The organism is Bacillus crepusculi, assembly GCF_014764715.1.
Lineage (GTDB): Bacteria > Bacillota > Bacilli > Bacillales > Bacillaceae > Bacillus.
This window is the reverse complement of the sequence record NZ_JACXXE010000005.1, coordinates 107,179-124,773: the sequence shown is the minus strand read 5'-3', so window position 1 is coordinate 124,773 and position 17,595 is coordinate 107,179. Positions and strand designations below refer to the sequence as shown.

Here is a 17,595-nt window from a genome sequence, read left to right as displayed (position 1 = left end):
CAGCAATTCCTACACATTTTAACATAAAACATCATCACTGCTTTCAACGAATTTGATGATCCATGCAAAAAAAGCGCTGGATGCTTTCCATCCAAACGCTTCTCATTTCATTTGATTTATGCTTTTCGCGCAAGCTCTCTTTCTCTCAGCTCTACACGACGAATTTTCGCTGACGGTGTTTTTGGCAGTTCGTCAATGAATTCGATTTCTCTTGGGTATTTGTATGGTGCTGTTGTGTTTTTCACATGTGTTTGCAGCTCTTTGATGAGCTCATCACTTTGTGCAGATGCATCACGCAAGACGACGTAGGCTTTGACGATTGAGCCTCTAATTTCATCTGGGCTGGCCACGACCGCACATTCTTTCACTGCTGGGTGTTTAATCAGTGCATCCTCTACTTCAAACGGTCCAATGGTATAGCCTGAGCTGACAATGATGTCATCTCTGCGGCTTTCAAACCAGAAGTACCCATCTTCGTCTTTTTTCGCGCGGTCCCCCGTAATAAAGTAATTCCCTCGGCGCTGCGCCTTTGTACGGTCTTCATCTTTGTAGTATTCCTTAAATAGAGCCGGCGTTTCAAGGTGAACAGCAATATCCCCCACTTCTCCTGGAGCGCATACGCTGCCGTCCTCATCAATGATCTCCACTTCATTACCAGGGGTTGGTTTTCCCATACTTCCAGGCTTGATGTCCATTCCTTTTAGCACCCCGACTAGCAAGGTACTTTCCGTTTGGCCGTACCCATCTCGTACTTCTATATCAAAATGGTTTTTGAAGGTATCGATGACTTCACGGTTCAGCGGCTCTCCCGCAGAAACAGCACTATGAAGTTTCGGCAGCTCGTACTGGCTCAAATCATCAACTTTCGCCATAAACCGATATTCTGTTGGTGTACAGCATAGGACATTGATTTCATTTTTTTGAAGCAATTCTAAGTACGTATTCGGATTAAATTTCCCTCCGTATACAAAGCCTTCTGCCCCGCTTCCTAAAACAGATAAGAGGGGACTCCACACCCATTTTTGCCAGCCTGGTCCCGCTGTCGCCCACACTTTATCTCCTTCATTAATGGAGAGCCATGCTTTAGCAGCTGTACGTAAATGTGCATACGCCCAGCCGTGTGTATGAACAACCCCTTTTGGGTTGCCAGTTGTACCAGATGTATAGGATAAGAATGCCATGTCTGTACGTATGGTTGGAGCCATTTGTAGCTCGCTTGATTGCTGATCCTTTTGCGCTAGAATGTTTGTCCAGCCATGATCATTTTCACCAATTGAGAATGTTTTAAAATCATTTGGCTGATTGGTTCCCTCGAACGATTGAATGAATGACGCGTAAACGATCGCTCCCTTTGCTTCTGCATGTTCAATTCGGTAATCTAAATCCTTCGCACGTAGCATTTCTGAACAAGGAATGACGACCATTCCGGTTTTCAAAATCGCCAAATAAATGCTGTATGCCTCTAGCATGCGCGGCACCATCACAATGATTTTATCGCCTTTTTTAAAGCCTGCCTTTAATAATACATGACCAATTTTATTCGCCTCTTCTACTAATGCTGCGTACGTCACATGCGCCTCGTGGCCATTTCCGTCCTGCCAATGCAGGGCCATTTTTTCCCTGTCATGACTGAACGCTTCAATCTCACTGACTAGGTTATATTGTTCTGGTGCAATTAAGTCTTCTCTTTTCATGGTACAGCTCCTTTTAGCCTCTTTCTATGAAACGAAACATGTTTCAATTTACCTATTCTAACACTCATAACTGAAAAATGCTTGAATTAGGACCTACTCCTAGTATTATGCCATAATTTTTTCAATCCGTCTTCTTTTTTAGAAATATTCAAACTATTTTTATGTACAAAAAGAAAAGAGCGGGAATCATCCCGCTCATAAGCCATAGCTTTTCAATTGTGTGTCTTAGAAAGATCCGCCACCAATATGTTGTTGAGCGTAAGATACAAGACGCTTAGTGATTTCTCCACCAACTGATCCGTTAGCGCGAGCTGTTGTTTCTGGTCCAAGGTTTACACCAAATTCTGAAGCGATTTCATACTTCATTTGGTCGATCGCTTGTGAAGCGCCTGGAACGACTAATTGATTAGAACTGCTTTGTCTGTTTTGTTGAGCCATGTGTTCTCACCTCCTTGTGAATATAGAATGTGTAGAAACACATGACTTCATGCGATTGATTTTATGGTAATTATTATGAAATTTTTGTTTTAGAATAAATCAGCGAATTCGTCTGCCGCTTTCTTTTCATTTGTGACAATGATCGTTTCGATTTGTTCGACTGCCTCGTCAAGCATGGGCTCAAAATCAGCAAAGCTTTCGTAGCGTTCTACCTTTTCAAGCTTTGGTTTTGTTTTAGGCGATGGCGGCGTAAAGATTGTACAGCAATCCTCAAAAGGCTGAATGCTTGTATCATATGTGCCAATTCGTCTTGCTTCATCAATAATGTCATTTTTATCCACAGCAATGAGCGGGCGAATGATTGGTGTATTGGTCACATGGTTAATGGCATACATGCTTTCAAGTGTTTGACTTGCGACCTGGCCAAGACTTTCACCGGTAATAATGGCAAGGGCATCACGCTTCGCTCTTATTTTATCAGCGATTTTCAGCATCATTCTTCTTGTTGATGTCATCGTATAGTTTTCAGGTACTTGTTTGTGAATCAGCTCTTGGATTTTGGTGAATGGAACAATGTGAAGCTTCACTTCACCTCCATAGGCCGCTAAACATTCTGTGAGGTCTATGACCTTTTGCTTGGCACGTTCACTTGTATACGGAGGACTAAAAAAATGAACGGCTTCAATTTGAATCCCGCGTTTCATCGCCTGATATCCGGCAACCGGGCTGTCAAAGCCGCCTGAAAGCATGAGCATCGCTCTTCCGCTTGAACCGACTGGCAAACCGCCTGCACCCTTTACATCTTTAAATGTAATGTACGTTGCATGTTCCCTTATTTCAATTCGCAAATGCACATCAGGCTGTTTCACATTCACCGTTAAGTTTTCCGTATTTTTCAGAACATGTCCGCCAATTTCTCGGTTCATTTCATTTGAATCAAGCTCAAATTGTTTGTAGGAGCGCTTCGTTGAGACTTTAAATGTATTCCCTTTTTCATACACTTCCTGCACGGCCGTTAGCGCTGCTTCTTTGATTGCGTCCAGATTCGTCTCGCATTTTACCGCAAGAGAAAAACTTTGAATGCCAAATACACTTTTGAGTTGTTCTGAAATCGGCTCAGGATCTTCTCCATTCAGCATGATGGTGATGCGGTCTCTGTCAGATGCGTACTTTAATGCTTCAAAATCTTTCAATACGAACCGAATATGCTGTCTTAGCTTGTCAATAAATTTCTTTCTATTTTTCCCTTTTGTTGAAATCTCACCAAAACGGACTAAAATATGATCATATTTCATGCTGTTATCTCATTCCTTTTAATTTTTTCACACTTTGTGCGATGGATGTGATGATCTTCGGTGCAAGCTCTGGTCCTTGCCCATATGTCAAACTGATTCTCATACTGCTTTTGGCCACTTCCTCTGATTTGCCCATCGCTAGAAGTACACGGCTCGGCTCTTTTTTCTTGGCTGAACAGGCAGATGTTGTGGAGACGTAAATGCCTTCTTTTTCTAGCATATGGAGGAGGACTTCAATTTGAATACCTGGTACTGAAAAATTCACAATGTGCGGCGCACTTTGTGTTATCGGTGTGTTGATGACGATACCTTCTATTTCTCCAAGCTGCGTTTGCAGCTGCGTTTTTAAGCTCAGCATCTCATCATGATGCTTTTCAAGCTGCATAAATGACTGTTTCATGGCTTTTGCTAAGCTGACAGCTCCAGCAGGGTTTTCAGTCCCTGAACGAAGGCCTAGTTCCTGTTCTCCTCCTGTGATGAAAGGTGTAAGCACTATCTCTTTCTTTAAAAAAAGAGCCCCTGTCCCTTTCAAGCCATGAATTTTGTGGCCTGACATCGTCAAAAGGTCAACATCTAGCGGCTTATGAAGTGCTACTTTGCACATCCCCTGCACGCCGTCGACATGAAAAAGTGCGTATTTGGCATGCTCACGAATGATGCCTGCAGCTTCTTCAATTGGCTGGATGGCACCTGTTTCGTTGTTCACATGCATCATACTGACAAGCACTGTATCAGGACGAAGCACTTCTTTTAAATGAGTCATATCTACATGGCCATGCTCATTTACTTGAATATAGGAGATTTCAAAGCCAAATAAAGCTTTCAGCTGTTCAAATGATTCGATGACAGAGGGATGCTCAATTGTTGTTGTCACAATGTGTTTGCCCCGATTCATCTTGGCGAGAGCAGCCCCTTTAATGGCGATGTTATTCGCTTCTGTTGCGCCAGAAGTAAAAATAATCTCATATTGCTTCAAGCCTGTATAGTGAAGCATTTGCTTTCTCGTTTCACTTAGCAGTCTGCTTGCATCAATCCCGAGCTGATGAAGCGAGGACGGATTGCCAAAGAAACGCTCACTCACTTGTTGATATACTTGTAAAACCTCAGGGTACGGTTTTGTTGTTGCGCTATTATCAAGATAAATCATACCTGGACTCCTTACAAAAAACTTTAAAAATAAATGCATTTATATGTTACCATATTGATGTCAGACAGAGAATTTTCTGAAAATGGCAGTTGACAACTTTTCATTTTCATAATATCATCCATAGTGCAATTGTCACATAACCACTTAAATTGTCAGAATATTTAAATTTGGCACAATACACTGATTGAGGAGGAACTATTTTGAAAAATAGTTTAAGTATAAAAGAGACATTAGCCATTGGTTTAATGCTTTTTGCATTATTCTTTGGCGCAGGAAATATGATTTTCCCACCTGTTCTTGGACAATATGCTGGTGAAAACGTATGGCTTGCCATCGGTGGATTTTTACTCACAGGAGTAGGACTTCCGCTTCTAGGGGTTATTGCTGTCGCCCTTACAGGTACCGGAGCCAAAGGGCTTGCGGATAAAGCTCATCCTAAATTCGGAACCATTTTCACCGTCATTCTGTATTTATCCATAGGACCCTTTTTCGCTATTCCGCGAACAGGTACCGTTTCTTACGAGATTGGATTAGCTCCGTTTCTGTCAGAAGCACAAACTTCTTCTTGGATTCCATTATTCATATTTACTCTTGTGTTTTTCACAATTACGTATCTTCTCTCTTTGAACCCATCAAAGTTGGTTGATCGAATCGGTAAAGTGCTAACACCTATCTTATTAACAGTTATTGCAATTATTGTATTTAAAGCCATTGCTACACCGATGGGAATAATTGGTGCACCTGATACAACTTATGAAGCAAATCCTCTCTTCACTGGATTTTTAGAGGGCTATAAAACAATGGATGCTCTTGCTTCTATTGTATTTGGGATTGTTGTCGTGACAGCTGTTAAAGATAGAGGGATCACAGAGCGCAAATCGCTTGCATCGGCTTGTATAAAGGCTGGTCTTGTTGCAGCAGTTGGACTAGCACTAGTGTATATCTCGCTTGCTTATGTCGGTGCTTCAAGTCCCGATGCAACCGGAATGGTTGGGGCGAATGAAGGCGGCAAACTGCTTTCACTATCAGCAAACTTTTTATTTGGTTCTGCTGGTAACATTGTCCTTGGTGCAGCCATTTTATTCGCTTGTCTCACAACAAGTGTTGGACTTGTCTCATCATGCGGCGAATATTTTTCGAAGCTTTTCCCAGCACTTTCTTATCGTACAGTCGTTCTCATTGTTTCTTTATTTAGCACATTCGTTGCTAACCTTGGATTGGCACAAATTATCTCTTTATCAGTCCCAGTACTTGTGACGATATATCCACTGGCCATTGTCATTATTTTATTATCGTTCCTTGACCGCTGGATTAACGGCAGACGAGTGATTTATGTGGTATCCCTGATCTTCACTGGATTTTTTTCCATCATTGATGGCTTACTGGCTGCCAAATTCAATCTCGGTGGTTTGCCTGACATCTTAGATGCATTTATTCCATTTTACGATTTAGGCATTGGATGGGTCATCCCAGCGATCATCGGCGCAGGTATTGGTGTACTCATCTCTATGTTAACTAGCCCGCCTAAACAGCTCGCATCCTAGTAATGCTTGAAACATCCTCTTCCAAAGATGAAGGGGATGTTTTTTTATTGTCCTCCATATACTAAAATAGAAAAATTCATGACTTTTGTACGAAAACACATGTTGACATCAGGCGTACATCCTTTATAATTAGTGAATGTTAATGAAGAACGGTTTTAGCAACTAATTAACAGAATATTTCAACATAATAATGGAGGCTTTATATTCAATGAAAGCAACTTTGTCGACGAAAGATACGGTTATTATAGGATTTATGCTATTTGCTCTATTCTTCGGCGCCGGTAATATGATTTATCCACCAGAGCTTGGGCAATATGCTGGGCAAAATGTGTGGAAAGCAATGGGCGGATTTTTATTAACAGGTGTCGGGTTACCCCTTCTTGGGATTATAGCGATCGCTTTAACAGGACGTGACGCAAAGGGACTTGCGGATAAAGCACACCCAGTGTTTGGAACAGTGTTTACAGTCATTTTATACTTGTCCATTGGACCGCTTTTTGCGATTCCTCGTACAGGAACGGTCTCATATGAAATTGGTGCATTGCCCTTTTTAGCAGATGTACCCGCTTGGCTGTCGCTTCTTTTATTCACATTCGTCTTTTTTGGCATTACGTATTATCTTGCTTTAAATCCAACGAAGATCGTGGATCGTGTAGGGAAAGTGTTAACACCGATTAAATTTACGATTATTTTGATTATTATTGTGAAAGCGATTTTGACACCGATGGGCGTCATTGGCACACCAGATGTATCCTATAGCAATGGTTCATTTTTCAAAGGATTTCTAGAGGGCTATAAAACAATGGATGCTCTTGCTTCTATTGTGTTTGGGGTTGTTGTTATCAATGCCATTAAAGGACGTGGTGTGACAAGTAAAAAGGCACTGGCTTCTGCTTGTATCAAAGCAGGTCTTATTGCAGCTTGTGGATTAACATTTGTTTATCTATCGCTTGCTTATTTAGGTGCTTCAAGTACACACGCCATTGGTTTTGTTGGAGATGGCAGTAAAATCTTGGCTCAGTCTTCTCAATTTCTTTTTGGCAGTTTAGGAAATATTGTGTTAGGTGCTGCGATTACGGTTGCTTGTTTAACGACAAGTATTGGTCTTGTCACATCCTGCGGGGAGTATTTCTCAAAGTTATTGCCTAAACTTTCTTATAAAACAGTTGTGACACTCGTGACATTATTCAGTTTTATCATTTCGAATTTTGGACTTGCTCATATTATCGCTTTCTCTGTACCAGTTTTAACTGCGATTTATCCGCTAGCGATTGTGATTATTGTATTATCACTTGCAGATAAATGGCTTGGTCATAGAAGACCTGTTTATGTCCTCTCGCTCATTTTAACGGGCTGCGTGAGCTTATTTGACGGCATATCCGCTGCAAAGCTTCCGATCGGTCCATTGGAAGACATCTTTCAAGCAGTGCTGCCTTTGTATGACCTTGGCATCGGCTGGATTGTGCCAGCTATCCTCGGAGTCGTGATTGGGTTCGTTCTCTCTCTTTTCACTTCTTCTGCTTCACAAGAACGCCAGAAACAAGCATCATAGTATGAAAAAAGCTGAAGTCCAGTGAAAGGACTTCAGCTTTTTTATTGGTGCTGATATTCTTTTTCTTGCTGCGCTAAAAGCTTCTGCACGGCTCCTGGTGATGCTTTTTCAACTGCCGATGCTGCCACATCAAATGAACCGTTATAATCGTAAGCATAAAATCTTCGTTCTGCCTCTTTTAATTGTTCTGATAAAATATGATTTTGGCTTCTAAAACGATTGCCAAATTGAATGATCCGTTCAATTTGACCCACTTTATTGAGCATTTCTTGTGTCTCATGGGTGACATTTCTCACTGTTTCAGAGGCTTCCTTTAATTGTTGATTCACTGCCGGCATGTTGAGCGGCATGTTCTCCAGTTGCTCGTGAACTTGCTGAATCATCTCCTGCGCTTTTTCAGCACGGTCTTTGATGTCAGCAGGTACACCTGGAATATTGCTTTTATGCAGCTGGCGGACTGTATCTGTCAGCATTGTCTTGAGTTCAGCCAGTGTTTCTCTCGCTTGTAATTCTTCTTTTCTTAATGATTGAAGATGATCCTTAAACGTTTCGTGCAGCGCTTTTGCATCATCAATAAAGGTCTCGAGCTGATTGATTTCATCCATTAATAATGAATACGCCACGTGATCACGATCTAGCTTCTCGCGAATTTGCTTCATAAGCTTTTCGATTTCTTCTAAGCGTTTCTCGAATGCTTTCTGTTGATCAAGCTCTCCGGCTGTCAGCTTGTAGCTTTCTTTTACAAGAGCTGTCTCTGCCTTTGTTTGCGTGTGATCCTGTTCAAGCTTTTCAAATGCTTCCGTAAGCTCGGGCATTTTGCTTTTGATTTCATGACCTGCTTCTACTTCTGCTTCCAGCTGATCATACAGCGTCTGAATCGCGTCATCGATCATTTGGAGGGTGCTTGATGCCTCATCTAAGTTGAGTTCATCAATGAGCAGCTTTTCCGCACGGGTCAGCTGTTTGTTTAAGTTCTCCAGCTCTTTTGTCATCTGGATGTGCTCTAGCTTGTAGCCTTTGTCTGTCATTTCCTGATAACCATCTTTCAGCTTTGTCAGCTGACCTGGTACGGTTTGTTTGCAGTCCGCAATAAGTTTCGGAACATCATTAATATACAATTGAAGCTGATCGAGTCTGCGGTCTTGCTCAAGCAAAATTTTTCTTGCTTTCATGTAGTTTCCGTTTTCTGTCTCTTCCTCGTACTGCTTGATCCCTTCCCAGGCCTCATCTAAGTCCTGCTCCATTCTGTCATAAAGGGTGCCATATAAATGGCTGTACGCAAGCAGATTTTTTCGCACTGTTTGGTATTGCTCTTTGACCTTTTCAATGTCTTTGCGGTTTTGCTCCTCGCTTGTGACAAGGTCTGCAATCTCTTTTAAAATGTCTTCAATATTCGAATCAGCAGCACTTAGCAAGTCCTCAATATGCGCAAGAACCTGCTTGGCTTTGGAGAATCGGTATTTATCAGAATACTCTTCTGCATCATACAATAGCTCCTCTACCTTTGGAAGATGGGCTGTGACGATATCGTCCCACTCTGAACGCCATCTTTCAAAAAATTGCTCTGTTTCTCCTGTCATTTTTAAATGTTTGATTTTTGAAATTTCTTCTACAATTGATCTGTTTAAAATTTCAATTTTCCATGCTTCCAATCGGTCAATCTCTTTATATATATTTTTTCGCAAAAAATAACCGACTGAAAACAAAGCAAGCAAAATGACAATTAAACCGATGATTAACTCCATAATGAGCCCCCTTGTTGTGATCTAAGTGATGTCAGGGTAAATGTGTCCCGAGTAGACCTGAGAACCCTTTCGTGTCCGCTTTGCATTTGTTTTTTTATAGCAGGATTGTATATTTCCCAATACCATCCATTCACGGTTTTATGTATGTTTTTTCAAGAAAGTGTTTGAGCGCTTTCTATCATTTGATCACACGTATCGATGTGACCTGCTTTTATGTATGCGGAAGCTGTCGTTTTCATTGTTATTATGATACCATGTAACCAGCATTTTTGGTCATGATTTTTCATTATTTTCGCTCATACACATCACGTTTTTCAAAATATCGACAAGAGGTGACGACATGTTGAAACAAGATGCACATTTACATACACCGTTTTGCCCGCATGGCTCGCTTGATCCTTTTCATTCTTATATTGAAAAAGCCATCAAAAAGGGATTTGATTCCATCACCTTTACCGAGCATGCCCCGCTGCCTCCTTCGTTTCGAGATCCAACGCCTGAGCAGGATAGTGCCATGAAGCTCCAAGATCTTGAAGCGTATTTGACAAAGCTGGATCAGCTGAAACAAGAGTACAAAGGACAATTAATAGTAAAAACTGGGCTTGAGGTTGACTATATCAAAGAGTATGAAGAGGAAACAAGTGCCTTTTTAGACTGCTACGGTCCAGAACTAGACGATGGTATTTTATCTGTTCACTTTCTCCCTGCTGGCGATGATTATATTTGTCTTGATTTTGATGAACATGCCTTCCAGCAGCTAATGAACATCTATGGCAGCATTGAACAGGTCTATCGCAGCTACTACGACCAAGTCTATTCTTCTATTCTATCATCTTTAGGCGACTATAAGCCAAAGAGAATCGGTCATATCACCCTTGTCCAGAAATTCAAACAGCTTTTCCCATATGAGATGTCGCCTGAACTCTGTCAAATGGTCACCCTTTGCCTTGAAGAAACGGAAAAAAAAGGCATGTCCTTAGATTTTAATACATCGGGTCTTCGTAAAACATATGCCAGAAGTATCTATTTAGATCAATGGATGATTGATCTTGCAAAACAGAAAAAAATCCCGCTCATATTCGGGTCTGATGCCCATCAAGCGGAAGATCTCGGGTATGCGTATGATCAATTTGAAGACATCATGAGTTTCAGATGAGGATCTAATGTCGGTTCTTTTGGTTCTAGTAAATGATGAAGCGAGCGGCTTAGCTCCTTGAAATACATCTGATAGAAGTACGGCTCACTTGGATTCAAATAAAGCACCTCTGTTAAATATTGCGGCTGCAAATATGGCATCATCAGAAGTGATTTCAGCTGAATCATAAAGGATGAGAGCGATAGCTGCTCACAAATGACGTGGGTGTTTTTCCCTTTTTCAATGATGAGCTGAAACAAATATTTTTCCTTTGTTAAATAGGTCGACATAATTTCTCTAATGAGCGTCGAATCAATCGTCACCTCTCGATACACGAAACGGGTTAATTGACGGTGCTTGTGCTGATAAGATAAAATATCAAAAACCACATCAAGTAAACATTCTTTTGCGTGACGGGTTTCCATGTGATGGATGTGCGATTCAATCATGTGAATGTAGCCTTCATAAAAATCAGAGACGAGCTGCTCAAGCAGCCCTCCTTTTCCTTGAAAGTAATAAGATATGTGGGCAACATTGACTTTTGCTTCCTTCGCAATCTCACGGACAGAGGTTCCAGAAAATCCTTTTTGGTTAAAAAGTCTGATGGCAGCTTCAATAATACGGTCTTTTGTTTGCATGCTTGTTGATGTTTTCATCCGCTCACCCCTCTTCATGTGTACATACTTCAAGATGAAGGCGGAAGTTCCTTTTACAATTGCTCGACAAATCCCACATGTGAGACGCAAGTTATGTATTTTTAAGATAGAAAGTAGGAGATTTTCATGATTCATGTCGAAAAACAGTCTGGCGACCCATCAAAAGACTATCAATTGCTTGTCAAACAGGTAGAAGCCATTACAGATGGTGAACCTGATCTCATTGCCAACCTAGCAAATGCTGCGGCGTTATTGTATCATTCCCTTCCTGAAGTCAATTGGGCAGGATTTTATTTGGCAAAGGACGGAGAGCTCGTGCTTGGACCATTTAATGGACTGCCTGCTTGTGTACGCATCCCTTCTGGAAAAGGTGTTTGCGGCACAGCATTTGCAACAGGTGATGTGCAGCGTATCGCTGATGTGCATGCATTCCCTGGACATATTGCATGTGATGCAGCATCGCAATCTGAAATTGTCATCCCGCTTAAAGTAAATGGGCAAATCATTGGGGTTCTTGATATCGACAGTCCAGTGAAAGACCGCTTTAGTGAAGTAGATGAGACCTACTTAATTCAATTTACAGAGGTTCTCCAACAGGCGTTATCCGTCTCTACGGATGCGGAATGATGCAGAAAAAGTAGGCAGATTGTCTGCTTTTTCTCTTTTTCTTCGTCTGAATAGGATTGTCTTCCTCTAAATAGGTTGACTTCTCCTATTCAGCGTCATATAATAGAGTTTGTGTGAAATATGGCAGCCTTTTTGTTCGGCTTTTTTGTATCATTTTGTTCCTTCTATATGGAGGTGCATCTTGTAACTCCCTGCTGCTGGAGCGAGGATGCATGAAAACATAATGACGAAAAAGAGGAAGAACAGACGGTTTTTATTTTTCACAAATAAAAACAATAAGGAGGAGTCACATTATGGCTCGCTATACAGGTCCAAGTTGGAAGATTTCCCGCCGTTTAGGCATTTCATTAAGCGGAACAGGTAAGGAACTTGAAAAACGCCCTTACGCTCCAGGCCCACATGGTCCAGGACAACGCAAAAAACTATCTGAATATGGTTTACAATTGCAAGAGAAGCAAAAGCTTCGTCACATGTACGGTGTCAACGAACGTCAATTCCGTACACTATTTGACAGAGCTGCTAAACTTCCTGGTAAACAAGGTGAAAACTTCATGATCCTTCTTGAAACTCGCCTTGACAACCTAGTATACCGTCTTGGCCTTGCACGTACTCGCCGCCAAGCTCGTCAGCTAGTAAACCATGGCCACATCCTTGTTGATGGAAGCCGTGTAGACATCCCATCTTTCTCTGTGAAACCAGGTCAAACGATTGCTCTTCGTGAGAAATCTCAAAACCTTACAGTTGTGAAAGAATCAGTTGAAGTAAACAACTTCGTTCCTGAATACCTTTCTTTCGATGCTGAAAAGCTTGAAGGAACTTTCACTCGTCTTCCAGAGCGTTCTGAATTAGCGCCTGAAATCAGCGAACAACTAATCGTTGAGTTCTACTCTCGTTAATTTCATGACTCTCTAAGAGAGTGATCAAACAAACCCTAGAGACCTTGATTATTCAAGGATTTCTAGGGTTTTTTGTTTGGTCTTTTGTACGATACTCTCTAGCTGCAAATACCTTATTCGCACCAAAAGAAAAATAGAATAACGATTACTCTTTACCCTTTTTCATTTTTTCCTTATAATTACATATACTGAAGAATTCACAACTTAAAACAATGATTCAAGGAACGATAGGGAGGTAAGCAATTTGTCTATTATCTCATTTATGTTAGCACTTATGCTCATTTCAATTGTTATCTATGTGATTTTGAGAAAGACAAAAGTTGTCGATGAAGCGCCTGGAGCTATCACTGAAATTCTCCTCATTTTACTCATCTTTTTTTCGATTAGTTTTGTAATCATCATTCCAAGTTCCGTACTTTATGTCGTTTCATTAGGAGTGAATTTTCTTTTTGGAGAATATATTACCTATGAATCATTTCTTTCATTGTTGACCTTCTGTCTATTAGTCAGTGGGATTGTTCTTTTTTGGTCGATCTTTTTAGTATTCATTGGTAAAGGGATTTCCTCTTTGCTAAAATTTTCTGAATGGGTCAAGTTTATCTTTGAATTTCTACTCTCATGGATCGTTGTGCATTTCTCAATCAAGTTTGTACTTTATATGAACATAGTAAACGTCTCCATTTGGGAGCACGGCACATTCATTTTATCTTTCTTTGTCAGCTTCTTATTTATTGGAATAGATCTCATATACTCAAATATTGAACAACGAAAACAGCCGCTGGATGAACAGGCAAGCGAAAGCTCCTAGATATGATTCTAGGAGCTTTCGCTTGCCCAATTTGTCATTAGCTGCTCAGTTGTCAGGACAGTCGCAAATTCGTCATGCAGTGTGGCAAGTGAGAGGCGATGGATCGTTTCGGGATCATAATATGTACCGATTTGATCTGTTAGTCCAAAGGCGGCGGTTGCATCTGAAATGAGATACGTGTCAAAGCCAAGATTCCCGCTCATTCTTGTTGTTGTTGATACGCAGTGAGGGGTTGTTAATCCTACGATCACAACAGTGTCTATGTGGTTTGATCTTAACTGTTCCTCTAAGTTTGTACCAATAAAGCTGCTATTGACTTTCTTTCGTATCACCATTTCTCCCTCTAGCGGTTTGGCGATCTCTTTAAAAAGATGCCCTTCATTTGCCGGATGAAATAAGGAGTCCGGCTTGTCAGAGGTATGCTGAATATGAATGACTTTCCAGCCTTTCTCTCTCCAAAACGTCAATAAACGTGTGATATGTTTCTCTGCATCTAGATTATTTCGTTCTCCCCATTTTTCATGCTCGAACGCCTTTTGTACATCTACAATGATCAAGGCCTTTTGATGATTTTGCACAAATACCCACCTCCGAAGAATCTCTTACACTACATGTAGTGTAAGGAATAGTGGTCGATTTGTACATGTTTTTATTTGGCTATGTACGATGTTTTGTCTGTTTTTGCAGTAAAAAGACAACACACACTGGCTATGATGTAATAGATGCCAATGATTGATGTACAGTTAGATATGACTCCTTCGCATTGCACTGATTTGACGATTGTCATCCAGATCATATAGATGATCAGAAATGAACATAGGAAATAGAGAAAGTAGCCTAAGAAATCATGTTTGAGTTTTTGCGTCAATTTAAACTCCTTATCAAGATTATCTTAATTCATCATCCAAAGGAACAATCACTTCGTCTAACAATGTTCTCCACGCCCGTTTCATTTCAGGACCGTATTTTAATGGTTTAGCATCTGGATGAATTGCTTTGTATTGATCAAACTGTTTACTATCAATGATATTCCCAATATTCGGAATAGGATCAGTTCCTATCATATATTGAATAGATGATAAATGGAGTTCGTTCTCATCCACAAACCATGTTTCAGCAAATTCTTGTATATGGAGATTTTTCTTTTTTGTAAAGAATGTTCGTTTGACCACTAATATATCTTCATCTGGATTCACCTGTTTATTGTCCATTTCATTGAGGATCGCACGATATACCTCTTTGACTACTTCAGCTTTTTTCAATTTTTGAAGTGCCTTTTCGATTTCTTGACGGATATCATGATTATTGGCAGAGTAATTGCCTAACAGTTGATCAATAAAAGCAGAGTCAATGTCGTATAGCTTAACAGAATTTTCACCATAAAATTCAATATCCGAGAAGTTTGGTGTTTCCTCTTCTTTCGTTCCTTCTTCTATGAGTGAGCCTTTGATCGTATTGTATATCCCGATGGTCTCCTCTATCGTCATCACCTGTTCTTGCAGGGCTTTCGATGTTTCCATATCATCATTATAATTGTCATACGTCACGAGAGCTTCATAAGCATTACTCAACTCTTGGAATGCTTTGACAAATTCCACACGTTCCTCTACTGGAGAATGCTCGTCCAATTCAGAAGGATCGATATCCAGTGCTTTTAATGTTTTATGTGCCTTTTTAAACCGTTTCAACGATTCTTCATATGTTGGGTACACAAGATTCGTTTCTTCCTGCTCGTTAGAATATAACTTAGTCGCCTGCTCAACATTTCTTTCCATTGTCCAAGGTTTTCTAAACGTCATGATGAGTCCTTTTGTTTTACCAGGATATGTACGATTTGTTCGCGAGAAAGCTTGGATTAAACCCGCATAATCTAGGAGTCGATCAACAAAAAGAGTTTGTATGGTAGGCGCATCAAATCCAGTTAAAAGGCGATCAACCACAATCACTAAATCTATATGCTTTCCAAATTGTTTGAACTCCGCTTTTTTTCGGGCTAATCTGTTGTTAATGTCCCCATTATACCGCTCAATATCTTGAATCGACCAAGCGGTACCATAGGATTGGTTATAGTCTTTGATGATATTTAGCATATCTTCTTGATCTAGTTTTGAAGTTTCTTCATTATCATTTAATGAGTAGGTGATGGCGATTCTAGGAAAATCATCATCCTCCATCGTTCGCCCTTTACGAATTGGATGACCTTCAAACTCTTTTGCCATCCAATCAGGATCTTTCGTCATCCTTTTTATCGCATCATAATATCGTTTAGCCATCGCAATAGAGTTTGTTGTTAAAATGGCGGATTTTTGCGGTCGTCCGTTTTTGAAATCAAACTTTGTATACGCATTATCAGGCCGGAACATCTTATGAATGACCTTCTGAATATGCTCATCACTTTCATAGATAGTGGATGACAAATGGGATTCTTTTTCAATCCCATCCATTTGATCAATATACGTATTTAATTCATCATCACTGAGATGAGCGTATTTGTCATTTTGACGAAGTTGCGAAAAAATATGATTGCTAAGAGAGTTTGGTTCAATCGTATCTTCATGTTCTACTTGAAACCCTAGAACTGCACCGTCATCTAATGCGTTTTTAATCGTATATGTATGAAGTACTTCACCGTATTGATCACGAGTCGTACGTGCTAACTTTCCTTTTGCTTGTTTTTTATTGACATCGAAAATGGGTGTTCCAGTAAAGCCAAACCAAGTAGAGTTAGGGAACGTTTTCTTGACAGATTCCATGCCCTCCGCACTTAATGCTCGGTGGCATTCGTCAACGACAAAGACAATATGTTGTCCGATCAGTTTTTGAAATTGGTTCTTTCCCTCTTGCTCTTCTTGATCTTTTGCATATTTGATGGCATTCTCTAACTTTTGACGAGTCGTAATAATAATGGTATTAGAATTGGCATCCGCTAATAATGTTTCACTCAGTTCTCTTGCACTGCCTGTTCCAACAATTAAACTATTAGACTTTGCCTTACCTGAAGAGATACCTGTATTAAATTCAGACGCAAACCTTGTAAATTCTGTGGTGGTTTGATTATCTAAATCTTTTCGATCAATGAGCATAATCGTCCGGTCAACGCCAGGTTTTCTTGCTAATAATTTGGTCGCAACGAAACTCGTTAATGTCTTCCCTGAACCTGTTGCATGCCATACATATCCAGATTCATGTTTCATCGCTGCCGTGAACAATGCTTCAATTGCGTGTATTTGATATGGATGTAAAACCATTAACGCTTTTTGATCATTTTCTTCGCTCACAACGGTATATTGAGCGATCAGTCGATGTGCATTTGGGATTCTAAGTACTTGTTTCACAAATTCATAGAGGTCGTTCACTTTTCGGTTATCTTTTGTCCGCCAACTAAAAACAAACTTCTTATGCATATCTTTTGGCAGAGCATTGGCAAAATAACGAGTCGTTTGTTCATTCGAAATAACAAATAACTGAAGAGTAGAAAAAATATTATTACGAAATAACCCTTCCTCTGCATACTTCTTCACTTGATTGTAGGCTTGAAACACACCATCTTTTGCCGTAACTTTTTTTAATTCAATTTGCACAATGGGTAACCCATTGATTAATAACGTCACATCAAAACGTCGATCACGTCCGTCAATGTTCTCTCTTTTTTTCGCAATTTGATGAACGACTTCATATGTAGAAATGCCTCCACCGATATCATGATTTGAATAAAGAACGAGTGACATCGAACCTAGAGACACATCATCTCGTTCAATCGTAATGCGAGCAATCCCATTTTCACCTTTTAACCATCTTGCTGCATCAAAGGGTGTTTGGGTTTTATTTAAAATTTCCGTTTTAATCTTATCAAATTCCTTATCAGAAATCGGATGTTCCCCAATTTCTGATAAGTTGTTTTGGGTGATGATCTTTCGTAAGTTCTGCCATAGGTCGGCTTCTGATTTTAAATCTGGACGATAGTTCCATTGATTACTCTCTTCACCTAGAATGTCAATTAACTGACGTTCTATTTCTGATTCATCTCTATGTTCAATCTTGATCATCTTATTTCCCCC

Annotated in this window: 14 protein-coding genes; 6 read left to right on the top strand and 8 right to left on the bottom strand. The window is 40.3% G+C overall.

The window, feature by feature from the left end:
• Positions 1 to 116 precede the first annotated feature (116 nt).
• The 4 genes from mbcS to IEE86_RS10990 all read right to left on the bottom strand — a co-directional run bounded on the left by mbcS (position 117) and on the right by IEE86_RS10990 (position 4,574).
• Positions 117 to 1,694 (bottom strand): acyl-CoA synthetase MbcS, encoded by a 1,578-nt coding sequence (gene mbcS, locus IEE86_RS11005; protein ID WP_191097270.1) that lies wholly within the window; start codon positions 1,692 to 1,694, stop codon positions 117 to 119.
• A 225-nt stretch (positions 1,695 to 1,919) separates the two neighbouring features.
• On the bottom strand, positions 1,920 to 2,132 hold the full coding sequence (locus IEE86_RS11000; RefSeq protein WP_191097269.1) for an alpha/beta-type small acid-soluble spore protein: 213 nt from the start codon (positions 2,130 to 2,132) through the stop codon (positions 1,920 to 1,922).
• Positions 2,133 to 2,221: 89 nt separating this feature from the next.
• A complete protein-coding gene (gene thiI, locus IEE86_RS10995; protein WP_191097268.1) occupies positions 2,222 to 3,427 on the bottom strand; it encodes a tRNA uracil 4-sulfurtransferase ThiI in 1,206 nt (401 codons plus the stop codon).
• A 4-nt stretch (positions 3,428 to 3,431) separates the two neighbouring features.
• Positions 3,432 to 4,574, bottom strand: coding sequence for a cysteine desulfurase family protein (locus IEE86_RS10990; protein WP_191097267.1), 1,143 nt, complete (start codon positions 4,572 to 4,574; stop codon positions 3,432 to 3,434).
• A gap of 200 nt (positions 4,575 to 4,774) precedes the next feature.
• Between IEE86_RS10990 and brnQ (IEE86_RS10985) the strand changes: the two genes are divergently transcribed.
• Positions 4,775 to 6,118: a branched-chain amino acid transport system II carrier protein gene (brnQ, locus tag IEE86_RS10985; RefSeq protein WP_191097266.1), complete on the top strand. Its 1,344-nt coding sequence runs from the start codon at positions 4,775 to 4,777 to the stop codon at positions 6,116 to 6,118.
• Positions 6,119 to 6,326: 208 nt separating this feature from the next.
• The gene (gene brnQ, locus IEE86_RS10980; RefSeq protein WP_191097265.1) at positions 6,327 to 7,670 is read left to right on the top strand and encodes a branched-chain amino acid transport system II carrier protein; all 1,344 of its coding nucleotides are present in this window, start codon (positions 6,327 to 6,329) and stop codon (positions 7,668 to 7,670) included.
• A gap of 41 nt (positions 7,671 to 7,711) precedes the next feature.
• Here brnQ (IEE86_RS10980) and ezrA read toward each other — a convergent pair whose 3' ends face one another.
• Complete coding sequence (gene ezrA, locus IEE86_RS10975) at positions 7,712 to 9,415, bottom strand: septation ring formation regulator EzrA (protein ID WP_191097264.1); 1,704 nt, start codon at positions 9,413 to 9,415, stop codon at positions 7,712 to 7,714.
• Between the two features lie 340 nt (positions 9,416 to 9,755).
• Between ezrA and hisJ the strand changes: the two genes are divergently transcribed.
• On the top strand, positions 9,756 to 10,571 hold the full coding sequence (gene hisJ / locus IEE86_RS10970; protein ID WP_191097263.1) for a histidinol-phosphatase HisJ: 816 nt from the start codon (positions 9,756 to 9,758) through the stop codon (positions 10,569 to 10,571).
• Here the strand turns inward: hisJ and refZ are convergent.
• Complete coding sequence (gene refZ, locus IEE86_RS10965; protein ID WP_191097262.1) at positions 10,541 to 11,206, bottom strand: forespore capture DNA-binding protein RefZ; 666 nt, start codon at positions 11,204 to 11,206, stop codon at positions 10,541 to 10,543. The two genes, hisJ and refZ, sit on opposite strands and share 31 nt — an antisense overlap.
• A gap of 126 nt (positions 11,207 to 11,332) precedes the next feature.
• Between refZ and IEE86_RS10960 the strand changes: the two genes are divergently transcribed.
• The 3 genes from IEE86_RS10960 to IEE86_RS10950 all read left to right on the top strand — a co-directional run bounded on the left by IEE86_RS10960 (position 11,333) and on the right by IEE86_RS10950 (position 13,537).
• Entirely contained in the window at positions 11,333 to 11,833 is a 501-nt protein-coding gene (locus IEE86_RS10960) for a GAF domain-containing protein (protein WP_191097261.1), read from the top strand.
• A gap of 293 nt (positions 11,834 to 12,126) precedes the next feature.
• Positions 12,127 to 12,729: a 30S ribosomal protein S4 gene (rpsD, locus tag IEE86_RS10955; protein ID WP_099726852.1), complete on the top strand. Its 603-nt coding sequence runs from the start codon at positions 12,127 to 12,129 to the stop codon at positions 12,727 to 12,729.
• Positions 12,730 to 12,973: 244 nt separating this feature from the next.
• A complete protein-coding gene (locus IEE86_RS10950) occupies positions 12,974 to 13,537 on the top strand; it encodes a hypothetical protein (protein WP_191097260.1) in 564 nt (187 codons plus the stop codon).
• Positions 13,538 to 13,545: 8 nt separating this feature from the next.
• Here IEE86_RS10950 and IEE86_RS10945 read toward each other — a convergent pair whose 3' ends face one another.
• Both IEE86_RS10945 and IEE86_RS10940 read right to left on the bottom strand, forming a co-directional pair.
• Positions 13,546 to 14,115 (bottom strand): cysteine hydrolase family protein, encoded by a 570-nt coding sequence (locus IEE86_RS10945; RefSeq protein WP_191097259.1) that lies wholly within the window; start codon positions 14,113 to 14,115, stop codon positions 13,546 to 13,548.
• A 309-nt stretch (positions 14,116 to 14,424) separates the two neighbouring features.
• Entirely contained in the window at positions 14,425 to 17,583 is a 3,159-nt protein-coding gene (locus IEE86_RS10940; protein ID WP_191097258.1) for a type I restriction endonuclease subunit R, read from the bottom strand.
• Positions 17,584 to 17,595: the final 12 nt, after the last annotated feature.